This is a genomic window from Hymenobacter glacieicola, from assembly GCF_014640315.1.
Classification (GTDB): Bacteria; Bacteroidota; Bacteroidia; order Cytophagales; family Hymenobacteraceae; genus Hymenobacter; species Hymenobacter glacieicola.
In genome coordinates, this window is sequence record NZ_BMGS01000009.1 from 200195 (window position 1) to 222207 (window position 22013).

At 60.8% G+C, this 22013-nt stretch carries 14 protein-coding genes and 2 tRNA genes; 11 read left to right on the plus strand and 5 right to left on the minus strand.

The genetic code is table 11. The features are described from left to right. Window positions 1-107: 107 nt before the first annotated feature. Both IEW18_RS17000 and gap read right to left on the minus strand, forming a co-directional pair. Window positions 108-974, minus strand: a complete 867-nt coding sequence (locus tag IEW18_RS17000) for a diacylglycerol/lipid kinase family protein (RefSeq protein ID WP_229728802.1) — start codon at window positions 972-974, stop codon at window positions 108-110. A gap of 269 nt (window positions 975-1243) precedes the next feature. Further along, window positions 1244-2251: a type I glyceraldehyde-3-phosphate dehydrogenase gene (gene gap / locus IEW18_RS17005; protein WP_188559070.1), complete on the minus strand. Its 1008-nt coding sequence runs from the start codon at window positions 2249-2251 to the stop codon at window positions 1244-1246. Window positions 2252-2543: 292 nt separating this feature from the next. Here gap and IEW18_RS17010 point away from each other — a divergent pair. Together IEW18_RS17010 and IEW18_RS17015 are read left to right on the plus strand one after the other, a co-directional pair. After that, a tRNA-Glu gene (locus IEW18_RS17010) sits at window positions 2544-2615 on the plus strand. 385 nt (window positions 2616-3000) lie between these two features. Beyond that, window positions 3001-5175 carry a bifunctional alpha,alpha-trehalose-phosphate synthase (UDP-forming)/trehalose-phosphatase gene (locus IEW18_RS17015; protein ID WP_188559071.1) on the plus strand — a complete coding sequence of 725 codons (2175 nt, stop codon included), beginning with the start codon at window positions 3001-3003 and terminating at the stop codon, window positions 5173-5175. Between the two features lie 143 nt (window positions 5176-5318). Here the strand turns inward: IEW18_RS17015 and IEW18_RS17020 are convergent, their stop codons facing one another. Continuing rightward, window positions 5319-7106: a glycoside hydrolase family 15 protein gene (locus IEW18_RS17020; protein WP_188559072.1), complete on the minus strand. Its 1788-nt coding sequence runs from the start codon at window positions 7104-7106 to the stop codon at window positions 5319-5321. A 164-nt stretch (window positions 7107-7270) separates the two neighbouring features. Between IEW18_RS17020 and IEW18_RS17025 the strand changes: the two genes are divergently transcribed. Next, window positions 7271-7996: a TVP38/TMEM64 family protein gene (locus tag IEW18_RS17025; protein ID WP_229728804.1), complete on the plus strand. Its 726-nt coding sequence runs from the start codon at window positions 7271-7273 to the stop codon at window positions 7994-7996. 112 nt (window positions 7997-8108) lie between these two features. Continuing rightward, window positions 8109-8180: transfer RNA gene (locus IEW18_RS17030), tRNA-Glu, on the plus strand. A 411-nt stretch (window positions 8181-8591) separates the two neighbouring features. On the opposite strand, the gene IEW18_RS17035 is transcribed toward IEW18_RS17030, so the two are convergent. Together IEW18_RS17035 and IEW18_RS17040 are read right to left on the minus strand one after the other, a co-directional pair. Continuing rightward, window positions 8592-10868, minus strand: coding sequence for a heavy metal translocating P-type ATPase (locus IEW18_RS17035; protein WP_188559074.1), 2277 nt, complete (start codon window positions 10866-10868; stop codon window positions 8592-8594). 208 nt (window positions 10869-11076) lie between these two features. Further along, on the minus strand, window positions 11077-12597 hold the full coding sequence (locus tag IEW18_RS17040; RefSeq protein ID WP_229728806.1) for an alpha-N-arabinofuranosidase: 1521 nt from the start codon (window positions 12595-12597) through the stop codon (window positions 11077-11079). Window positions 12598-13029: 432 nt separating this feature from the next. Between IEW18_RS17040 and IEW18_RS17045 the strand changes: the two genes are divergently transcribed. The 7 genes from IEW18_RS17045 to IEW18_RS17075 all read left to right on the plus strand — a co-directional run bounded on the left by IEW18_RS17045 (window position 13030) and on the right by IEW18_RS17075 (window position 21868). Next, complete coding sequence (locus IEW18_RS17045) at window positions 13030-13770, plus strand: DUF305 domain-containing protein (RefSeq protein ID WP_188559076.1); 741 nt, start codon at window positions 13030-13032, stop codon at window positions 13768-13770. Window positions 13771-14063: 293 nt separating this feature from the next. Beyond that, window positions 14064-16229: a hypothetical protein gene (locus IEW18_RS17050; RefSeq protein WP_188559077.1), complete on the plus strand. Its 2166-nt coding sequence runs from the start codon at window positions 14064-14066 to the stop codon at window positions 16227-16229. A gap of 527 nt (window positions 16230-16756) precedes the next feature. Beyond that, complete coding sequence (locus tag IEW18_RS17055; protein WP_188559078.1) at window positions 16757-17191, plus strand: hypothetical protein; 435 nt, start codon at window positions 16757-16759, stop codon at window positions 17189-17191. Between the two features lie 57 nt (window positions 17192-17248). Beyond that, window positions 17249-17581: an STAS domain-containing protein gene (locus tag IEW18_RS17060; protein WP_188559079.1), complete on the plus strand. Its 333-nt coding sequence runs from the start codon at window positions 17249-17251 to the stop codon at window positions 17579-17581. A gap of 57 nt (window positions 17582-17638) precedes the next feature. Continuing rightward, on the plus strand, window positions 17639-17869 hold the full coding sequence (locus tag IEW18_RS17065; RefSeq protein ID WP_188559080.1) for a KGG domain-containing protein: 231 nt from the start codon (window positions 17639-17641) through the stop codon (window positions 17867-17869). 207 nt (window positions 17870-18076) lie between these two features. Then, window positions 18077-19777: an MFS transporter gene (locus IEW18_RS17070; RefSeq protein WP_188559081.1), complete on the plus strand. Its 1701-nt coding sequence runs from the start codon at window positions 18077-18079 to the stop codon at window positions 19775-19777. A gap of 294 nt (window positions 19778-20071) precedes the next feature. Beyond that, window positions 20072-21868 (plus strand): ABC transporter ATP-binding protein, encoded by a 1797-nt coding sequence (locus IEW18_RS17075; protein WP_188559082.1) that lies wholly within the window; start codon window positions 20072-20074, stop codon window positions 21866-21868. The last annotated feature ends 145 nt before the right edge of the window (window positions 21869-22013 follow it).

The following is a 22013-nucleotide window of genomic DNA, read 5'->3' on the forward strand; positions in this document are numbered from 1 at the left end:
ATTGTCACACGTGAACGGGTGAAATCGGTGCCCAGCCTACCGAACAAGCCCCGCCGGACAAGTATTTTCTGCTGCCCAACTTCAGCACTTCACTGTTTTACCTGTAGCTATACGGCCACTTCCAGGGCCAGATGCTCCAGCTCTACCTCAAACGCCGCGGCATCGGCCACGTAGTCGCCATCCACGTGAAAGCCCAGGGTGTGCTCGGTCCGGACGCGGATGTGGTGGCTGGTGTGGTAGACGGCGGCCCCGGAAGTAGCCAGCGTGCCCAGGGCCAGCCCTACCCCTACCCGTACGGCGCGGGTCAGCGGCAGGGCATCAATCAGGCACACATCCAGCAGGCCATCCTGAATATCGGCCCGGGGCGCGATGTAGGCGTTGTTGCCGTACTGGGCGGCGTTAGCAAAGGCCAGCACGTAGCAGCTGGTTTCCAGCACCTGGTTGTTCAGCTCAATTTGCACCGGCACTGGCTGGTAGCGGCGGTATTCGCGCAACGACACTTTAATGTACGTACTTAGCCCCCGGGTGCCGGCCCGCGCAAACATCTTGCTCACGTGAGCATCGAAGCCCAGGCCCGCGGTGCAGAAAAACGGCCGCCCGTTAATGCGGCCCACGTCTATGCGCTGGAACGTGGGCTGGCAGACGCGCCGCACGGCCCCCGGCAAGTCCAGGGGCAGACGCAGGTGGCGGGCCAGGCCGTTGCCGGAGCCCCGGGGGACGATGCCCAGGGCCGCCGCCGTGCCCAGCAGACCGCGCGCTACCTCATTCACGGTGCCGTCGCCGCCTACTGCTACTACCACCCGGTACCCTTGAGTTGCCGCCCGGCGGGCCAGTTCCTCGGCGTGCCCCGCGTACTGCGTGGCCTGAATCTCGAAGTCGGCGCCGGCGGCCGTGGCGTAGCGCGTGAGCAGCGCCGGTACGTCCTGGGTGCGGTTGGTGCCGGAGGTCGGGTTCAGGATAAAGCAGATGCGCACGGGTGGTGAGATGGTGGAATCGTGAAAGGGTGAGGTAAAGATAGAGCCAGCCGGCAGAGCGACATCAACGGATGAGAGGGTGAAGTGCCCCCACCGCGGCAGTCCGCGGTCTGTCGAGGGGGTAGGAACCAAACTACCTCAGCCAGATGCATTGTTTCCGACGGTGGGTTCTGGTTCTTTCATGCGCCATCTACCCTAACACGTAAAGAAAAACCGCCTGCCCGGTTTCCCGAACAGGCGGCTTCTTACGCCAGTGAAAACCTGAAGGCTTAGCCGTTCATTTTTTCGCCCAGCTTCTGGATCAGGTCAGCGGTGCGGGTCGAGTAGCCGGTTTCGTTGTCGTACCAGCCTACTACTTTCACCAGCGAGCCATTGGCCGAGGTCAGCTCCGAGTCGAAGATGCACGAGTGGGGGTTGCCCACGATGTCGATGCTCACTAGCGGATCAGTGCTGTACTCGAGGATGCCTTTCAGCGGGCCTTCAGCGGCAGCCTTCACGGCGTCGTTGATTTCCTGCTTGGTTACCTCGCGCTTCAGAATTACGGTCAGGTCCGTCGTCGAGCCATCTGGAATAGGCACGCGCATGGCAATACCGTCCAGCTTGCCCTTCAACTGGGGCAACACCAGACCTACGGCCTTGGCGGCACCCGTGCTGGTTGGGATGATGCTGTAAGCCGCCGCCCGGGCGCGGCGCAGGTCCTTGTGCGGGGCGTCCTGCAGGTTCTGGTCGGAGGTGTAGGCGTGCACCGTCGTGATGTAGCCTTTCTCGATGCCGAAAGCATCATCCAGCACCTTGGCCATGGGGGCCAGGCAGTTGGTGGTGCACGAGGCGTTGGAGAGAATGGTTTCCTCGCCGGTCAGGATGTCTTCGTTTACGCCCAGCACTACCGTGGGGATGTTGCCGGTAGCGGGAGCCGAAATAACTACCTTTTTGCAGCCAGCCGTGAGGTGCTGACCCGCGCCAGCTTCGTCTACGAAGCGGCCCGTCGATTCCAGCACCACGTCAACGCCCATGTCGCCCCAGGGCAGCAGCTTGGGGTCGCGCTCAGCAAGGGCGGCAATACGCTGGCCATTTACGGTCAGGCTTTGCTCGTCGTAGGCCACGGTACCATCGAAACGACCGTGTACGGAGTCGTACTTCAGCAGGTGGGCCAGGGTCTTGTTATCGGTGAGGTCGTTGATAGCCACGACTTCCACGTTCTCGCGCTGAAGCAGCGCCTTGAACGTGAGGCGGCCAATGCGGCCGAAGCCGTTAATGGCAACTTTGATTTTAGCCATAGTATGGGGAAATGGGAGGTTTGTCGGTCCCGAGGGGCCGGGTGAAAACGCGGAGCGAAGGTAACGGGCTGGGGGTATTCCGCCAAATCAAACCGCAATACGGTGATGTGAGCTGCTAAGATGCCATTTTGTAGGGCGGGCCACAGGAGGCTCAACCGCTCGGCCCAAAAAATTTCGACTTGAAAATCAGTCTATTTATGCCGCTGTCCAACTTTTTTCAAAAGCAGCTATTGCGCTGAAAGCTCCGTTACCTATCTTTGCATCACCAAAACGGAACAAGGCCGCGTCACATGGTCCGTTCGTCTAGGGGTTAGGACAGTAGATTTTCATTCTACCAACAGGGGTTCGATTCCCCTACGGACTACTCGCCTACCGTTTTGGCTCTCTTCCTTAAAAGCCCGCTTGCCTTCCCGGTAAGCGGGCTTTTTTGTGCAAGCTTCAACGCGTGCCGCGGCTCTTGCCTACCGCAGCGCGCCCTGCTCCTAGCTGCTTTGCCCAGCCCCCACTAAGGCGTAGTATACAAAAGCTGTTGCAGTGGTGTAATCTTTTCCTACCCCTACCACGCAGGCCCAACCGCAGGCGGCCGCTAACCTGCTGACACTGCTGTTTTAAGCCCACCTGAAGCGTTTTTTTTAGCGTTCAGCCAAGCTCAACACTAGGTGTACCGTACGGAAAAGGAGCTGAAAAAAATAATGGCTACCCCTTGTTTTCTCTCGTAAGCACGGGTATTCATCATTTTGTTTCGGCTTATGTCCCGCACAATTATTGTCTCAAACCGACTGCCTACGAAAGTCCAGCGCACCGCAGAGAGCCTCACGTTTCAGCCCAGCGAAGGCGGGCTGGCCACGGGTTTAGGCTCCATCTACCGGCAGGAGGGCAACGTATGGGTGGGGTGGCCCGGGCTCTTTGTGGAGGATGAAGCTGAAGAGCAGCACATTGAGCAGGAGCTTAGCGCCGATAGCATGGCTCCGGTGTTTCTGACGGAGGCGGAAATCCGCGACTTTTACGAGGGATTCAGCAACTCCACGCTCTGGCCTACCTTCCACTACTTCCCCCAGTACGCTACCTATGAGCAGGCCCACTGGGATGCTTACGTAGCCGTAAATGAGAAATTCTGCCGGGCCGTGCTGGAGCTGGCCGGCCCCGAAGACACTATCTGGGTGCACGACTACCAACTGCTGCTGCTGCCGGAAATGCTGCGCACTGCCCGCCCCGACTGCACCATCGGCTTTTTTCTGCACATTCCCTTTCCTTCCTACGAGCTGATCCGGGCCCTGCCCTGGCGCTCGGAACTACTGCGCGGTATGCTCGGGGCCGACCTGATTGGCTTCCACACGTTTGGCTACATGCGCCATTTCCTGAGCGCCACCTCGCAGCTGCTGGGGCTCTCTTCGCAGAACGGGCAGATTGAAACCCCGAGCCGGACTGTACTTGTCGATGCCTTTCCCATGGGTATCGACTACGAGCGGTACGTGGCGGCGGCTGCTTCCGAGCAGGCCCAGCAGCACGAAGCCGAGTACCGCGAGGCCCTGCGCGACACCCGCATTATTCTTTCCATTGATCGGTTGGATTACTCCAAGGGTATTGCCGAGCGCCTGCGCGCCTTCGAGGTCCTGATTCAGCGCTACCCGGAGTGGCGCGAGCAAGTCAGTCTGATTATGGTGGTGGTGCCCTCCCGCGACCAAGTGGCGCAGTACGCGGCCCTAAAGGAGGAAATAGATGAGATTGTGGGCCGCATCAACGCCCAGTACCGGACCATCAGCTGGACGCCCATTCATTACTTCTACCGGTCTTTCCCGCTGGAAGAGCTGGCCTCGCTCTACCGCCTGGCCGAGGTAGCGCTAGTAACGCCCATGCGCGATGGGATGAATCTGGTGGCCAAAGAGTTTGTGGCCAGCAAGGCCGATGGCAAGGGCGTGCTGATTTTAAGCGAGCGGGCCGGCGCTGCCCGGGAGCTATCCGATGCCCTCATTATAAACCCCACCGATACGGCCCAGCTAGCCGAGGCCATGCACGATGCCCTGGTGATGCCCGAGGAAGAACAAGTGCACCGCATGACGGCTATGCAGGCGCTGGTCCGGCAGTACGACGTATTCGCTTGGACCAAGCTATTCATGGACCGACTGGCGTACAGCAAAATCAAGCAGCTGACCCTGGCCACGGAAATGCTGACTTCCGAGGCTACCACGCAGCTGCTCAACGACTTTACTACCGCTGAGCAGCGGTTGCTCCTGCTCGACTACGACGGTACCCTGGCGCCATTTCACAACCTGCCCCAGCGTGCCAAGCCCGACCAGGAGCTGCTGCTGCTGCTACAGGCCCTGACGGCTGACCCACGCAACCACGTAGTCATTATCAGCGGCCGAGACCGGACCACGCTGCAGAACTGGCTGGGCCACTTACCCCTCGACTTCATTGCCGAACATGGCGTGTGGCTCCGGCCGGCCAGTGAGGATTGGCAACTGTTTCAGCCCCTGAACAACAGCTGGAAGCAGGACATCCGCCCCATCATGGAAATGTACGTAACCCGGACGGCCGGCTCCTTTATCGAGGACAAGGACTATTCCCTGGTGTGGCACTACCGCCGCGCCGATGTGGAGCTGGCCGATGTGCGCGCCCGGGAGTTGCTAAACCATTTATCCTTCATGACCTCGAACACGGAGCTGCAGGTAATGGAAGGCAACAAGGTGATTGAGGTGAAAACCTCGGGCATTAACAAGGGCACGGCGGCGGCCCGCTGGCTGGCGGCTTACAACCCGCAGTTCATCTTGGCCATCGGCGACGACCGCACGGACGAGGACACCTTCCGGGCTCTACCCGAAGACGCCTACACTATTAAAGTAGGCACCGGTACCCGCTCCCTGGCCCGCTTTCACCTAACCTCCACCACCGACGTGCGCAACCTGCTGCGCAGCTTGTTGTAACTACCCCCGCTTGCTGAAGGCTAGCTAGCAAAACGGCCCGTTATGTCGAGCGTAAGAATAAATTTCTCACGCTCGACATAACGGGCCGTTTTGCGGCAAATCAGGGCTAACTGATTTGAGGTAACCCCTTAGCCGATTACTACTTAAATAAAGTTGGGCTTGGCTAGCTTCTGAGCAATACGGTAGGCGGCGTTTACCAGCCCGACGTGGCTATAAGCCTGGGGGAAATTGCCCCACTGGGAGCCGGTTTTGGCATCCACGTCCTCGGACAGCAGGCCCAGGTGGTTGGTGTACGTCGTCAGCTTCTCGAACTCCGTCATGGCTTCCTCCACCCGGCCCACGGCGGCCAGAGCCTCCACGTACCAGAAGGAGCAGATCAGGAAGGTAGTTTCGGGAGTACCGAAGTCGTCGGCATGGCGGTAGCGGTAGAACAGGCCTTCGGGCGTCATCAGCTCCTTTTCCAAGGCCGCCAGGTGGGTGCGGGCCCGCTCCGAGGAAGGGTCCAGGTAGCCCATCAGGATAAGCTGCATGGCGCTGGCATCGAGGTGGGGCGAGCCGATGGCGTTGGTGTAGGCCCCCAACTCGGGGTTGTAGCACTGTTCAATGTGGTCGGCGGCGGCTTGCATCAGCCGCTCGGCCCGGGCCTCCATTTCCTTGTTGCCCAGGGAGCGGGCCACCTTGCGCGCGGCGTGGCTGCCGGCCCAGTGAAACAGGTAGGTGTAGCAGTGATACTGCGCCAGATTGCGGAATTCCCAGAGGCCGGCATCGGGCTGGTCCATGGTGGCCTCAATCAGGTTCAGAGCCTCGTATACCAGCGTTGAGGGGTTGGGCCGCTCGGGGTCAATAAAGCGGCAGTCCACGTAAAGGGGTAACAGGGCCACCAGCACCTGCCCGTACACGTCGTTCTGAATGTGGGTGTAAGCATCGTTGCCGATGCGCACGGGTTGGTTGCCGAGGTAGCCGGCTAAGGGAAGCTCCTGCTCCACCAGTTCCGACTTACCGCTGATGCCGTACAGGGGCTGGTAGCGGCCCTTTATTTTGGTAGAAATGTTGGCGATGTAGTGGAAATACCGCTCCATCTCCTCGAAGTGCCCAATGTTGTTAAACGCCGTCAGGATGTAGTAGGTGTCGCGCATCCAGCAGTAGCGGTAGTCCCAGTTGCGGGTGCTGCCGGGGGCCTCAGGCAAGGAGGTGGTGCTGGCGGCAATAATGGCCCCGGTATCCTCATACTGGTGAATCTTGAGGGCCAGGGCCGAGCGAATCACCTGGTCCTGGCGGAAGGTGCTGATGCTGGTGCTTTTCACCCAGGTCCGCCAATAGTCGACGGTAGCGCGCAGAAACCGCTCGGCTGTGCTTTCCAGCGGCGCTTCCAGCGGGGCTCCGTAGGTGAGCACTAGGTACTTGGTTTCGTTGAGCGCAAAGTCTTCCTCATCCAGCACGTAAGTCAGCGGAATGTTGGTGGTCAGCCGGATTTCCTCTTCCAGCCCCAGAAAGGCAATGTGGTTGGAGCTGCGGCGCCGGTTCAGTTGCAGCTCCCCGTACTGGCCTACCGGCCGGCAGGCTACCCGCACGCGGGGCGTACCCTCCAGGGGCTCCACCTTCCGAATAAACATCAGGGGCTTATAGTACCGCTCGTACTGCAGAAAGCGCGGGGCGAAGTCCGTGACGCGGTACCGGCCCTCGGGGGTAGTAATTTCCGTGCACAGCACGTTGGTATTGGGGCGGTAGTACTGGTGGGAGGCCAGGGTAGCGCCGGGCTCGGCGGGCCGGATGCTGTACTCACCGCCCTTGTCGTCGTCGAGCAGGGAGCCGAACACGAAGCTGCTGTCAAAGCGGGGCCAGCAGAGCCAGCGCACGGCGGTGTCGGTACCAATCAGGCCCAGAAAGGCACAGTTGCCAACCAGACCAAGGTCATAGGTATGTTTTGTCATCTAGAAGGGCGTTTGCCGGGCCGCAGCCAACGGGCGGCCGAATGGCGGTTTCTAGGGGTAGTACCGTTCCGGTGCCGCTGGGGTTGCCGCAGCTTTTTGGGCGCGGCCTGCGTACGTACCCGTTCTGCCCCCGGGAAAACTCCCGGCCTCAACCTTGCTTGCCCGTGCTGACTACCACTGTTCCTCCTTCCGCTGCGCCGGCCAAACGCACCAACCACGGCCCGCTTTATGTTTCCCTGGCCGTGCTGCTGGCCCTGCTGGGCTGCTGGTTTTTCTGGCCTGACTTCCAGACCAGCGCCCGTGAAGGCTGGACGGTGCTGCGCAGTGGTGAGCAGTCCCGCATTGCCGCCTGGATGCAGCAGTTCGGTTACTGGGGCCCGGTGGTCATTGTGGCCGCCATGGTAGCCCAAATGTTTCTGTTCGTGGTGAATGTGGTGCTGCTAATTCTGGTAGCCATTCTGGCGTACGGGCCATGGTGGGGCTCTGGGCTGGCGTTGGCCGGTATTCTGGTAGCCTCCTCCGTGGGCTACGGCCTGGGCCGGGCTCTGGGCGAGTCGTTCGTGACGCGGGTACTGGGCCAGAAAAATGAGCAGAAAGTGTTGGAGGTAGTGGACCGCTACGGCGTGTGGGCCGTGATTATTGCCCGCCTTTCGCCCGCCCTCTCCGATGACGCCATCAGCTTTGTGGCCGGGCTGGCGCGCATGGGCTACCTGAAGTTTATGGCCGCCACCACGGTAGGGGTAGTGCCCCTGATTGCCCTGCTGGCCTATTTAGGCGAAGACAGCGCCCGGCTGAAATCGGGGCTGCTGTGGGTGACGGGCGGGAGTTTGCTGCTGTTTGGGGCCTACGTGTGGTGGGACCGAAACCGGATGCACAAAAAAACTTCCTGATTCTCTCCGGTTTATGTCCCGATCAGAAAAATTTTAGAGGCAGACTATTGCACTGCCCAAAGTGCCTCTTATCTTTGCACCACCAAAACGGAAAACGCTCCGCTGGTACCATGGTCCGTTCGTCTAGGGGTTAGGACAGTAGATTTTCATTCTACCAACAGGGGTTCGATTCCCCTACGGACTACTTTAATCTGAAAACTCCCAGTAAGCCAAGGCTTGCTGGGAGTTTTTGCTTTTACGGACTTCGCGTAAGGAAGAAAAGCACGAGCCGATTTTCGAACCCGGGCTAGGCCGAGTAGAGCACAAAAGCCTTCAACTCAAAAGAACGTCATGCATAGCCGGAGGCAAAGCGTCTCACGTGCTGACATGCAAGAGGCATTGTCATGCTGAGCGAAGCCGGAGGCGTAGTCGAAGCATCTCTACTGAGGCTAATCAAGGAAGCTTGCAGCGAAGCGGCAGAGACGTTCGACTGTGCCCCCAGCATGACCGTTACTTTTGCAACGACATGGCAACGCCATCCAAGCGAAATGCTTTGCTCGGCATGACAGCCGGATGGGTTACGGTCCGCCCGCGCTAGCACAATCATCTTTTTTCGTTACTCTAGGTTCTTCACGCTGAACCGGCGGAGGCGGAGGGAATTCGTCAGCACGGATACGGAGCTTAGGGCCATGGCGGCGGCGGCCAGCATGGGGGAAAGCAGCACACCCAGTACCGGGTACAGCAGCCCCGCCGCCACTGGAATACCCAGCGTATTGTAGATAAAGGCGAAAAACAGGTTTTGCCTGATGGTGCGGATAGTCTGGCGCGACAGTTCAATGGCGGTTACCACTCCCCGCAAGTCGGAGCGCATGAGCGTAATGCCGGCCGCTTCCATGGCCACGTCCGTGCCCCCGCCCATGGCCAGGCCAATGTCGGCCTGGGCCAGGGCCGGCGCGTCGTTGATGCCGTCGCCGACCATGGCCACCGTGCGCCCTTCCTGCTGGAGTTCCCGCACCTTGGCCGCCTTGTCCTGGGGTAGCACCTCGGCAAAGTACCGCTTGATACCAACCTGCCCGGCTACTTGCGCGGCCGTTTGGGGGTTGTCGCCGGTCATCATCACCACTTCCAGGCCCAAGGCTTGCAGCTGTTTGATGGCCGCAACCGACGTGTCGCGCACGGTATCCGCCACCCCGATGAGGCCGGCTGCCTGGCCAGCCACGGCTACGTAAAGCACTGTTTTGGCCTGATTGAGCAGGGCCTCGGCCTGCTCAATCAGGGCGGGCGGTAGGCTAATACCGGCAGCCTCCAGCAGCGGCAAATTGCCAATGAGTACGGCCTGGCCCTCGACCGTAGCCGTGGCTCCCCTACCCTCTACCGCCCGAAAATCAGTAGCCGACAGCACGGTTGCCTGCTGGGCGGCTGCGTAGCGCACTACCGCCTCGGCCAGCGGGTGCTCCGACTGGCGCTCCACGGCCGCTACCGCCGCCAGCAACGAGGCGGCTGGCTGCCCGGCGGCCGGCACGAAGTCGGTGACGGTGGGCTGCCCGCGGGTGATGGTGCCGGTTTTGTCCAGCAGTACGGTGTTGACTTGGTAGGCTTTTTCCAGCGCCTCGGCGTTGCGGATCAACACGCCGTGCTCCGCCCCTTTGCCCGTGCCTACCATGATGGCCGTAGGAGTAGCCAGCCCCAGGGCGCAGGGGCAGGCAATAATGAGCACGGCCACAAAGTTGACCAGGGCCAACGGCAGGCGGCTTTCCGCCGGGCCCAGGACAAACCAGGCCACGAACGTCAGGATGGCAATACCGATGACTGCCGGCACGAAAACCGCGCTGACTTGGTCGGCCAGCCGCTGAATGGGCGCGCGGCTACCCTGAGCCTCTTCCACCAGCCTTACAATTTGGGCCAGCATGGTGTCGGCCCCTACTTTGGTTACCCGGAAGCGGAAGGAGCCGGTTTTGTTCAGGGTAGCCCCGAAAACCACATCACCCACCTTTTTCTCTACCGGCAGGCTTTCGCCCGTGAGCATGGCCTCATCCACGGCCGAGTGGCCCTCCTCCAGCATGCCGTCGGTGGCAACTTTCTCGCCGGGGCGCACCACTACCAGGTCGCCAAGCTGCACGTGCGCAATGGGCACGTCCACTTCCTGCCCGTCGGCGCGCACTACCCGGGCCGTTTTGGCCTGCAGGCCCATCAGGGCTTTGATGGCGGCGGAAGTTTGGGTTTTGGCGCGCAGTTCCAGCACTTTGCCCAGCAGAATCAGGGCAATGATGGTGGCCGTCGTGTCGTAATATACTTCCGGCAGCAGGCCGCGGCGGGTAAAGAAGCCCGGGGCCACGGTAGCGGCTACACTGTAAAGAAAGGCGGCGCCCGTACCTACCGCAATGAGGGTACCCATGGTGGCGGTCCGGCGCCGAAAGCTGCTCCAGGCCGAGGTGTAGAACTCACGCCCGCTGTAGAGCAGCACGGGCAGCGTGAGCAGCAGCAAGCCGTAGTTTAGCCACTGCATGTTGACGTGCTGCATCAGGGCAGGCCACAGCATGAGCATGCTCAGGGGCATGATGAGCAGGGCCAGCCCGGCGGCTACTGCAAAGCGGCGCTTAAGCTTTTGGTAGGCCAGGGCTTTCTGCTGGTCGATTTCGGCCTGGTGGTCGGCGGCGCTGGTGTCGGGGGCCGGCTCCGTCACGCCGTAGCCGGCTTGGAGCACGGCCTGTTTCAGGCTGGCCGGGGTGGCCTGGGTGGGCACGTAGTCGATGGTAGCTTTTTCGGTGGCGAAGTTGACTACGGCCCGCTGCACGCCCGGCGTGCGGCTAAGCGACTTTTCTACGAAGGACGCGCACGAGGCGCACGTCATGCCTTCAATAGCAAGGGTTTCGGTTTTGGTAGCTGGTTCCATAGTAGTAAACAACAAAGCGCGGATTGCGAGGCTGCCAACGCGGAGGACGGCAGCCTCACAATCCGCTACAAAGAAACAGCCAGGCCCCGCCGGAGTTCGTACGGAATTCTTCCGAAATCATGTATGATTTACTCGCCGCGCAGAGGCCAAAGCCACCCGCCCACCGCCACAGCTCCGCCGAAACGGTGCGCAGGCGGTTGGGTCGGCTCTACTTCAGCTCCAGCACCAGCACCGACTGGGGCGGCACTTCCACGCTGAGCTTGTCGCCGCGCTTACGAGCCCCGCTGAAGCTGGCCAGCTGCACGGTGTTGGGTTTGTCGAAGGTGTTGTAGTCGCTCACGCTGCGCGAGGTGAGGATGCGGCCCGACACGGTTTTCCAGCTGACACCGGGCAGGGCAGTTTCCAGCTTCTGGGCCTTTTTGGTATCGAGGTTGACCAGAGAAATATGCACCGTGCCGTTGGCGGCCCGCGAGGCCGAGGCGTTCAGGGCCGGCAGTTTCTCGCCGCCCAGCACGTAGTCGGGGCTCTGGAACTGCAGGGGCAGCAGCTGGGCATCCTGGTGCACCTGGTAGAGGTCGAAGACGTGGTAGGTGGGCGTGAGCAGCATCTTTTCCTTGTCGGTGAGCACCAGGGCCTGCAACACGTTCACGGCCTGGGCCAGGTTGGCCCCGCGCACCCGGTCCGCATGGTTATTAAAGATGTTGAGCGTGGTGCCGGCTACCAGGGCGTCGCGCAGGGAGTTTTGCTGGTAGAGGAAACCGGGGTTGGTGCCGGGCTCCACGTCGGTCCACACGCCCCACTCGTCCACCAGCAGGGCTACCTTTTTGTCTTTGTCGTACTTGTCCATGATGGCCGCGTGCTTGGTCACTACCGCCTCCATTTTCAGGCAGTTGCGCATGGTATTGAAATACTCCTGCTCCGTGAAGCCAGTGGCCTTGCCCTTGCTGCCGGTCCAGCTACCCGTGGGCAGCGTGTACTGGTGCAAAGTCAGGCCCCACATCTGATTGAGCGGAATGTTCTTCATGCACGTTTCCGTCCAGTGGGCATCGTCGCCGTTGGCCCCGCTCACGATTTTCTTCAGCGGCGGCGAGGCGGGGTAGTTATGGGCGAAGGTGGCGTAGCGCTTGTACACGTCGGTGTAGTACTCGGCCGTCATGTTGCCCCCGCAGCCCCAGCTTTCGTTGCCGATGCCCCACCACGAAACCCCGTACGGCGCGGAGTGACCGTTCTTGCGGCGCTCCAGCACCAGCGGGGTGTCGTCGTTGGAGTTGAGGTACTCCATCCAGCCGGCCATTTCCTGCACCGTGCCGCTGCCCACGTTGGCCGCCAGGTAGGGCTCCGTATTCAGCAGCTTACACAACTCCAGAAACTCGTGCGTGCCGAAGGAGTTGTCTTCCAGGTTGTTGCCCCACCACATGTTGAGCATCTTGGGTCGCTGGGCCGTGGGGCCTACCCCGTCGCGCCAGTGGTAGGTATCGGCAAAGCAGCCGCCGGGCCAGCGCAGGTTGGGCACCTTGATTTTGCGTAGGGCTTCCACAATATCCATCCGGATGCGGCCTTGCTTGGGAACGTTCAGCTTTTCGTCTACCCAAAACCCATCATAAATACAGCGGCCCAGGTGCTCGGCAAAGTGCCCGTAAATGTGCTTGCTGATTACCACTTTCGGGTCGCCGGGCTGTACCGTTACGGAGGTGGTGCCTTGGGCCCCTACGGTTAATGGAGAAACCAAAGCCCCTGCCAGAACAGCTTGGCACAAACGATTGTGTAAACTACGTGTCGTCATAAGGAGAAAGGTGGGAAAAGATACATGGCCAGGTAGGCTAGCTAGTGGGAGTTCAGCCAGCATGGGAGAGAAATGCATGTGCAACGTACACTCTTTTCAAGACAGGGCGGCACAATCCGCCAGAAAAAAGGTTTCGCTGGTCACCGCCACGTCAGGATATAGTGCTTTGATGCAGGCCTGACATTTGCAGATACAGAGTTGCCAGCTTGCGTAAAAGGAGCACCCTCTCCACTCACCGAGCGGGTCTCGTTAAAATCCAGCGAACAACTCATCCGCAAAATTCCGTCGTTGACTTGAACCCACTGTAAGTCGGTAGGGCGCTGCCCCACCCCCGCAGGCGGAAAGCCTTTCATTTCTCTTCTCACGTTACCCCTTCCTATGAAAATCCCAGCCATCTGCCTTGTCACTTGCTTTTCAACTGCCTTCTTGCTAGGCAGCTGCACCCAGGATAACACCACTGATTCAGCCGCTACCACTACCGAGCCGGGGGCTACCGCCCCCTCTGTCCACGATATGGCCGGCATGGACCACACAACGATGGACCACGCGGCCATGGGACACGGAACAGCCAGTACCAGCGCCGCTTCGCTCCAGCTGGCGGCCATGAACAAGATGATGCAGCAGATGCACGCCACCAAGCTCACCGGCAACGCTGACTACGACTTTGCCCGCCACATGCTCGAGCACCACCAGGGTGCCGTGGTAATGGCTGATATTGAGCTGCGCGACGGCCAGGATGCTACCATGCGCCGAATGGCGGAGAAAATCAAGGCCGATCAGCAACAGGAAATCAGGGAGCTGACTGCCGCGGCCGCCCGCCTGCAAAGTGCCCCGGCCAACTACCAGCCCGAGAATCCGGCCGACCCGTTCACTAGTAAAATGAAGGCGTCGATGGCTGGGATGATGCAGAACCTGCCCCAACCAGCCGCCGACCCGGACCTGAGCTTTAACCAACTCATGACCGTACATCACCAAAGCGCCGTGGACATGGCCCAGGCCCAGCTGGCCCACGGTCGTGACGCCCAGCTCAAGAAAATGGCCCAGCAAATGATTACTGCCCAGCAGCAGGAAATCCAGGAGTTCAAGGCCTGGCAGGCCAAGAACGCCGATAGGCAGTAACCTGTCCCTACCCTCCTACGCTGCTTCCAACCTTTGCCCTTGGCCCAGGCAGTACTGGGCCAGGGGCGCTACGGGTGGGGCAAAATCAGGCACTGCGGCTTACTCAAGTGGCGAGGCCACGACACCATATTGCGCTTTTACGGGAGCCGCCCGCCGTTCCTGTATTCGGTGACGGGGGTAGTGTGCGGTGTGCCTGCTGAAAAAAAGGCCCGCAGGAGTGCAAGTGGCCTACGCGACGTCCTACCTTTGTGGGGCGCCCGGTGGGTCGGGGGCTGCTTTTCCTTTTGATTGCCGTGTTGAACTTCTCCGGGTTCCGCAGGCTGCCGGGTGCCTGGGGCCTGGCCCTGCTGCTGCTCCTTTATGGCCTGACTGCTCAGGCCCAGCAACTTCCTCTGGTGCGTGAGCTGAGTTTGCGTACCGATACTACCCGCTACAGCCTGAGCCGCAACACCGTGACGGTGCAGGGCGAGCCCCACCTCTATTTCACTTACCGCCAAGACGACGAAACCGCCGAGCTGCTGGTGTACCCCGAGGCCGCACCCCGACCGGGTGCCCCGCTCCGCTTGCAGCGCTCCGCCGATTTTGTTTTGCTCGACTCCTTAACGGCGGCCGAGGGCGGACAATACTACCGGGCTAAGCTGCGCTTCCGCGACCTGACGGGCACCCGCTACCTGCGCCTAACCTTTCAGCAAAGCGCCGATACGGTGGGCCGGCCGGTGCGCACCCACACCATTAACCTGCTGCCTACCACCCGCACGACGCTGGAGTTTCGGCCCGGTGATACGGAGCTGTTTGTGGGCGAGGAAAAGGTGTTCGACCTGATTAGCAACAACGCCAAAAACATACGGGTGAGCCCGGAATGGACGCGCGGCCAGGACATTGACTACCGGATAGAGCAGGAAAAGGGCGTGCTCCGCCTGCACGTGCTGCCCAATGCCCTGGGCACGCGCCAGCTTACCCTGCGGCCCCAAACCGAGCGGCCCTTCCTGACCGATAATAACCGCCGCGTAACGTACAGCCTGCCGCCCGTGCGCCAGGAGTTTACCGTGAAGGCTTCGCGCCTGCGCTTTCTGAGCGTCGATAAAAAGGAAATTACCCTGGATGAGGCCTCGCGCCGCCGGGGCGTAGAATTGATTCTGGACAACGGCCGCACCTTTGACCTGAAGCGCACCTACCGCATTGAGGATCAGGAAGAAGCGGGCGGGTCCCTGATTGCCGAGCTGTTTACGCGCCAGTACCTGACCAACGACCGGGTGCTGTGCTGGCTGCGCGTGTACAACACCCACCGCCAGACGGAAAGCTACCTCTACATCAAGGAAAACGACCAGGCCAAGTACGTCACCAACTTCAACATCTCGCCCAAAACCGCCATTAGCGCCGTGAGCGTGCGCCACCGCGGCGGCGACTGGACCACCAACACCAACGTGAACCCCGGCGAAACGGTAGACGTGCGCCTGGAGGGCGAGTCGCTGACCCGGGCCCGGTTTCACTTCGAGGATGTGCAGGTAATTCCCTCCGACTCCAGCATCCGCTCCGATGCGGCCGTGGTCTACCGCGTGCAGGTACCCGTTACCATTGACAAGAAGCGCATCACTATTTTCAACGCTGGCCAGCCCACTGGGTATGGTCTCTCGGTGCGCGAGTTTCAGCGCCCCCACCCCCTTGACTTTGTGGGGGTTACCTTCGGGGAAGCCCCGCGGCCCCTTACCCGCCTCAACGGGCCCGTGCTCTACAACCGCACCATCAGCGACGTGGTGTTTAGCTTCAACGCCGGGGCCATCGACTCGGAGCAGCTCTACGGCAAGCAGTACCTGACCTTTGACATCCGAACCCAGAACGCCAAGGGCGAACTGATTGAGCTGCGCACCATTGACAACGTAGTAGTCTGCCCCGATGGTAATTCTGTGCGCGCCTCTTTCTACCAGGACAAGCAGTGCCAGGTAGGCAACATCAGCCTGAACAGCTTACTGAACTACCGCAAAACCTACGACCTTGATGACTGGAGCACCATTATTGTCACCATCAGGCACACCCAAAGCCAGTACCAGGAGCCTGGCTTCTCCCAGAAGCTGGAGCTGGTGCTGCAGCGGCGCGTGAAATTCGATATTGATATCAGCTTCCCGGGCGGCCTGCTCACTAAGTACAAGGGGGAGTCGAGTTTTACCTCATTTGGGGGCATTTCACTGGCCACATTGGCTCAACTCAGCTTTTACCACCCCACTAAAATCAACAAGCTACGGCCTTACAAAGTCGGCGCCGGTTTCGTAGCTCTTAATGCCTTCAACCTAAGCCAGGACCCGGACATCAAGCGAGACTTGGGCATTGTCGTGCTGGGTTCGGTCTACCCTACCCGTTCCGATGCCAAACTAACGTTTCCGCTGTACCTGGGTGGGGGCTACCTGATGAACAAACGCTCCTTATTCTTCCTGTTCGGACCGGGTATTGGAATCCGACTCTAACCCACCGGGGCCCTGGCAGGCAGATAGCGCCCCCTCCTACTTACTTGCACGCAACAGGCCCGGAACCGAAGTTTCGGGCCTGTTGCGTGCCGGGAGATGCCACGGCGGCTTCCGGCGCGCACTTTTCGGCGGAATTATACCGGGGCGCCGCGGGAAACTACCAGTGCAGGTGATAATCTGCGCGCCGGTCCCTTCCTACTACGGCAGGAAGTAAGAGCAGCAAGCGGCGTATGTCGGCAGGATACCGGGGCTGTAGTGGTGGGGAGGAAACTGCCTGCGGCTAGCGGCGTGGTAACACCTCAGCTTGTTGCGACTTACCGCGCCGGTGCCAAGCACGGACGGGTTTTTACTGTCCTGATAGCAGAATGTGTGAAAAATACGGATTGGCATAATTGGTAGTTTATCTGGACTTATTTCTGGTTTTAGTCCGCGACCTTTGAAACTCCCTACCACGCTTATTCGGACAGCTGCCGCAGACCTTCTGAGCTTCTCATGCGCCTGCTCTTTTGTTCCCTGATTTCCACGGTATGTTTCTTACCCAAGGCACCACTTTCCACCGCTTCATGCTCCGCCAGTCTCTGGCGGCCGATGGGTTGCAACACCTGGCCTTGTTCAGTTCAAACGGACTGGTAGCGCACTGGCTGTTGGTGCCCGATCCCGCCCTGCAAGGCGTAGGCCCCCAACCTCATCTGCTGCTTACGGAGGCCCCTACAGGCCTGGCCCTGCCTACCACCGAGCTGGATGCGGGAAGTTGCCGACCCGTGGTTTCTGCGGCCGGGCACCAGCCCTTGCACTATCTGTGCCTGCATTTTGGCGGCTCGTACCTGCGCGGACAGTTCGCGGCGCTGCACCTACAACCCAATAGCCCTACTTGGCTGTTTGGGCCCGTGCCCCAGGTGCCTGCTCAGCGCCGGCCCGGCCGGGAAATAGCTTCGTCCCGCCCCGTGGCGCGGCACTTCTAACCGGCCCGTCAGCCGCTGCTTTCGTTTTCGGAATCATTTCCATTGTTGTCCCTGGCTATGTTGCGCGCTTCAGATAATCCTGACTCCTCGTCGATTTTCTACAACGTCGACCTGAACACAACCGACCCCGTGGACCTAGCCCGCCGGCTGGTCCGCACCGTGCCCGGCGCTCAGCCGCGGCTGCTGATTGACTGCCGTCGCCTGAAGTGCCTGCACACGCTGGGAGTCAGCTACCTGGCTTCCCAGCTGCTACTCACGCGCCAGGCTGGTGCCTACATTCTGCTCTACAACGTGGGGCCGGTGCTGGAGCGGGCCCTGCGCCTGCTCTGCCTCGACCAAGTGTTTGAGCTACGGGCCGCAGCTTCCGGCGAACAGTCTCCGCTGTACTAAAGACGTTCCGTAACCTTTTCTTTCATTTTTTCATTTTCCCAACCTTTGTCTTACGCTATGAAAAACGACCAGAATCAGTCTCGCCCTACCCCAAACTCCGACAAGGCCAAGCGTCCCCGCGGCTTTGCTGCCATGGACCCCGCCACCCAGCGCCGCATTGCCAGTGAGGGCGGCAAAGCCTCGCACGAAAGTGGCCGGGGCCACCGCTTCACGTCTGAAGAGGCCCGCGCAGCTGGCCGCAAAGGCGGCCAAGCCAGCCGCACTACCCGCTCCAACGCTGCGGCCTAAGTACCTCGGCCCAGGCAGGCAGGCAACAGACTTGGCCCGCCTGGCCAGGAAAGCCCCGAAGCGCTACTTCGGGGCTTTTTTGTGCCAGGGCGGTGGCCCGGTTTCTGGCAGTAGCGCAGGGGTAACCCAGGAATCGGCTGCGGCCAGCCCGCATTTTCCTGCGTACAAGCAGGCGGTTCCGCTTTTGTCTTCGCCGCTTTGCCTCGCATGTCTGCTTCCGTCACTGCTTCCGCTACCCCGCCTGCTCCTTCCACTTCCCCGTTCACGCCCCTGCGGATTCCGTTTTTCCGGATGCTGTGGGTTGCTTCCTTCGTGTCGAACATTGGCACTTGGATGCAGAACGTGGGGGCCGTAGGGCTAATGACGGAGCTGACGACCTCGCCGGTGCTGGTGGCCCTGCTCCAGACCGCCTCGGCCCTACCTGTGTTTCTGCTGAGCCTTCCCGCCGGCGCCCTCGCCGACCTGGTGGACCGCCGCAAGATGCTGCTGCTCACCCAAACCTGGATGGCTACGGTGGCCCTGCTGCTGGCCACCGTAACCCTGCTGGGCTTCACTACCCCCTGGCTGCTACTTACCCTCACGTTTCTGCTGGGCTTGGGCGGGGCCCTGAACAACCCCGTGTGGCAAACCGTGACGCCGGAACTGGTGCCCCGCCAAGAGCTACCCCAGGCCATTGCCCTGAACAGCGTGAGCTTTAACCTAGCCCGCGCCTTTGGGCCTGCCCTGGGTGGTTTGGTTATCGGCTATTTCTCGGCGGGCGCGGCGTTTCTGCTGAATGGACTGTCATTTCTGGCTACTATTTACATGGTGTACCGCTGGAAGTGGGAGCCCCAGGCCACCTCTACCCTGGCTACGGAGCGGGTGGTGGCGGCCATCCGGGGCGGCATCCGCTACGCCCGGTTTGCCCCGCCGGTGCAGCACATTCTGCTGCGGGGCGTGTGCTTTACTTTCGGGGCCAGCGCCCTGTTTGCCCTGATGCCCGCCGTGGTAGCCCGCCGCCTGCACGAGCCGACCTCGTTCTATTCCCTGCTGCTTTCCTGCATGGGCCTGGGCGCGGTGCTGGCGGCTTTTCTGCTACCCCGCCTGAATCAGCGGCTGAGCATTGACTGGCGCGTGACGCTGGCCACCGCCGCTTTTGCCGTAAGTCTGCTGGGGCTGGGCTACGCCAATAACCATTGGCTGCTCTACGGGCTCCTGACACTGGTAGGCATGGCTTGGATGCTGGTGCTGAACTCGTTTAGCGTAGGCGTGCAAACGGTGGTGCCGCGCTGGGTGCAGGCCCGCACCATCAGTTTGTATCTGCTTACTATTCAGGGCGGCATGGCCCTGGGTAGCGTGGTATGGGGCACGGTGGCTGAGCGGGCAGGTTTGCCCCTGGCCCTCACCGGAGCCGCCAGCTGGCTGGGGCTGACTACCCTGCTGGCCCTGCGCTTTTCCCTGCCTAACTCCCCCGAAGCCCTCGACCACACGCCCGCCCGTCCTCGGCCCGAGCCGGTGCTCGCCGAGGCCCCCGACCCTGAGGATGGACCGGTAATCATTACCACCACCTACCAGGTAGCCCCCACCGACCGGCCGACCTTTACCTACCTCATGGAGCAGCTAGCACGCATTCGGCGGCGCGAGGGCGCCATTGGCTGGGGACTTTACGCTGACATGGCCGACCCAACCCGCATGGTGGAATACTTCATGACCGAATCGTGGGAGGAGCACGCCCAGCAGCACGACCGGGGCGTAAGCCGCGACGAGGCAGGGCTGAAAAACCAGATTCTGGCTCTGCACCAGGGCCCGGAGCCGCCCGCCGTCAGCCACCTGCTGGCCCAGCACTACCGCGCTACCGCAACGCCGCCCGTGATGGTGCCCGGCAGTACCCGCCTGGTAGCCAGCACCGCCGGTGAGGCCACGGCGTAAGGTGATTTGGTGAGGTAGTGAAGAGGTGTCATAGCGAAGCGGAGCTGGGGCCACCCGTCCTCTCTTTTGCCTGAAAGCCTACTAAATTGACGAGCCCTTACGTCCGAGGTGGAGGTACGGGCTTGTCTCATTTCCTGGGGTAGTGCTTCGTGAAGTCCTATTACGGCGGCGCTCTACTCGCCACAACAGGGCTTCACTCAATCGTCAATTCACCGAATCACCCGGCCACCGTTTCACGGCGTGAAAACTTTCCCGCGCCTGTTCGGCTTACTATAGCTCCCCTCTTTCTTCTCGATGAAACTTCTTTACAGTTACCTACGCAACTACTGGGGCCTGTTAGCACTGGCGTTGTTGCTGGCGGCCATCAACCAGGTATTTTCCCTGCTCGACCCCTACATTCTGCGACAAATCATTGACCGCTACGTAACGCCTTCCCTGGAAAGCTCCCAGCGGCCTACCTTCTGGGTTTTCCTGATGGGAGGCGCGGGCCTGCTGATTCTCAAGGCCCTGGGCGTGGCCATGGTGTCGCGCATCGCCAAAAACTTCCAGGACTACTACACCAACGTGATTACCCAGCGCCTGGGGGCCCAGCTCTACTCCGACGGGCTGCGGCATTCCCTGGAGCTGCCCTACCAGGTGTTCGAGGACCAGCGCTCCGGCGAAACCCTGGGCAAGCTCCAAAAGGTGCGCACCGACGTGGAGAAGCTGATTCAGAGCTTCGTGAACGTGCTCTTTATTTCCCTGGTGGCCATCCTGTTCGTGACCTGGTACGCCATCAGCGTGTACTGGCCCATTGCGGTGGTGTACTTCCTCACCATTCCGCTACTGGCCACGCTGAGCTTATTTTTGAGCAAGCGCATCAAGGTAATTCAGAAAACCATTGTGGCCGAAACCACGGCTCTGGCCGGCTCCACCACCGAAAGTCTGCGCAACATTGAGCTGGTGAAAAGCCTGGGGCTGGCCCAGCAGGAAACCCAGCGCCTGAACGCTACCACCGAGAAAATCCTGAAGCTGGAGCTGAAAAAAGTGCGCTACCTGCGCTCCTTATCTTTTGTGCAGGGCACCTTCGTAAACCTGATGCGCAACGTGATTCTGCTGATGCTGCTGTTTCTGGTGGTGCAGCAGGTCATTTCGGTGGGCGAGTTCTTCTCCTTCTTTATCTATTCCTTCGCCATCTTCGGGCCCCTGCAGGAAATGGGGACCATCATCAACGTGTACCGCGAAACGGAGGCCTCCCTGGCCAACTATCAGCAGATTCTGGACACGCCCAAGGAAGTGAAGCCCGCCCACCCCAAGGTGATTGAGAAAATCGAAACCCTGGCCTTCCACGACGTACACTTCCAGCACCTGACGGCCAGCACAGCGGCCCTGTCGGGCATTTCCTTTGCAACCAAGCTGGGCGAAACCATTGCCTTCGTGGGGCCTTCCGGCTCGGGCAAAACGACCCTGGTTAAGCTGCTGGTAGGCCTTTACCCCCCAGCCGAGGGCCAAATTCTCTACAACGGCATTCCGGGCCCCGAGCTGGACTTGGACGCCTTGCGGGAGCAAATTGGCTTTGTTACCCAGGATGCCCAGCTGTTTGCCGGCACCATCCGCGAAAACCTGCGCTTTGTAGCGCCCCAAGCCACCGACGAGCAGTGCCTGCGCGCCCTGCACCAAGCCGCTGCCGACTCCCTGCTGGCCCGCGCCCCCCTGGGCCTGGATACGGTAATTGGCGAGGGCGGCGTGAAGGTTTCGGGCGGCGAAAAGCAACGCCTGAGCATCGCCCGGGCCCTGCTGCGCCACCCTACCCTACTGGTTTTCGACGAAGCCACGTCCGCCCTGGACTCACTTACCGAAGAAGAAATCAGCCAGACGGTGCGGGAGCTTTCGGGCTCGCGCCAGCACATTACCATCCTCATTGCCCACCGCCTAAGCACCATTCTGCACGCCGACCGCATCTTTGTGCTGGAGCGCGGCCACGTAGCCGAAGCCGGCCGCCACGACGAGCTGCTGGCTCAGCGCGGCCTCTACTACGCCATGTGGCGCCAGCAAATCGGGGAGCGGCCCCAGGCCGCCATCCAGCCCGGCCGCCAGCGCGCCGCCGTATAGCTAGGCTAAGGGTCTTTCAGGCACCACCAAAAAACGGGCATTCCGAGCAAGGCGAAGAATCTGCGTCAGACCGTAAAAGGTTAACCCAGATTTCTCGCCCTGCTCGGAATGACCGGTTCTGGCGGCTCTTGCTTCGGCCAGACGT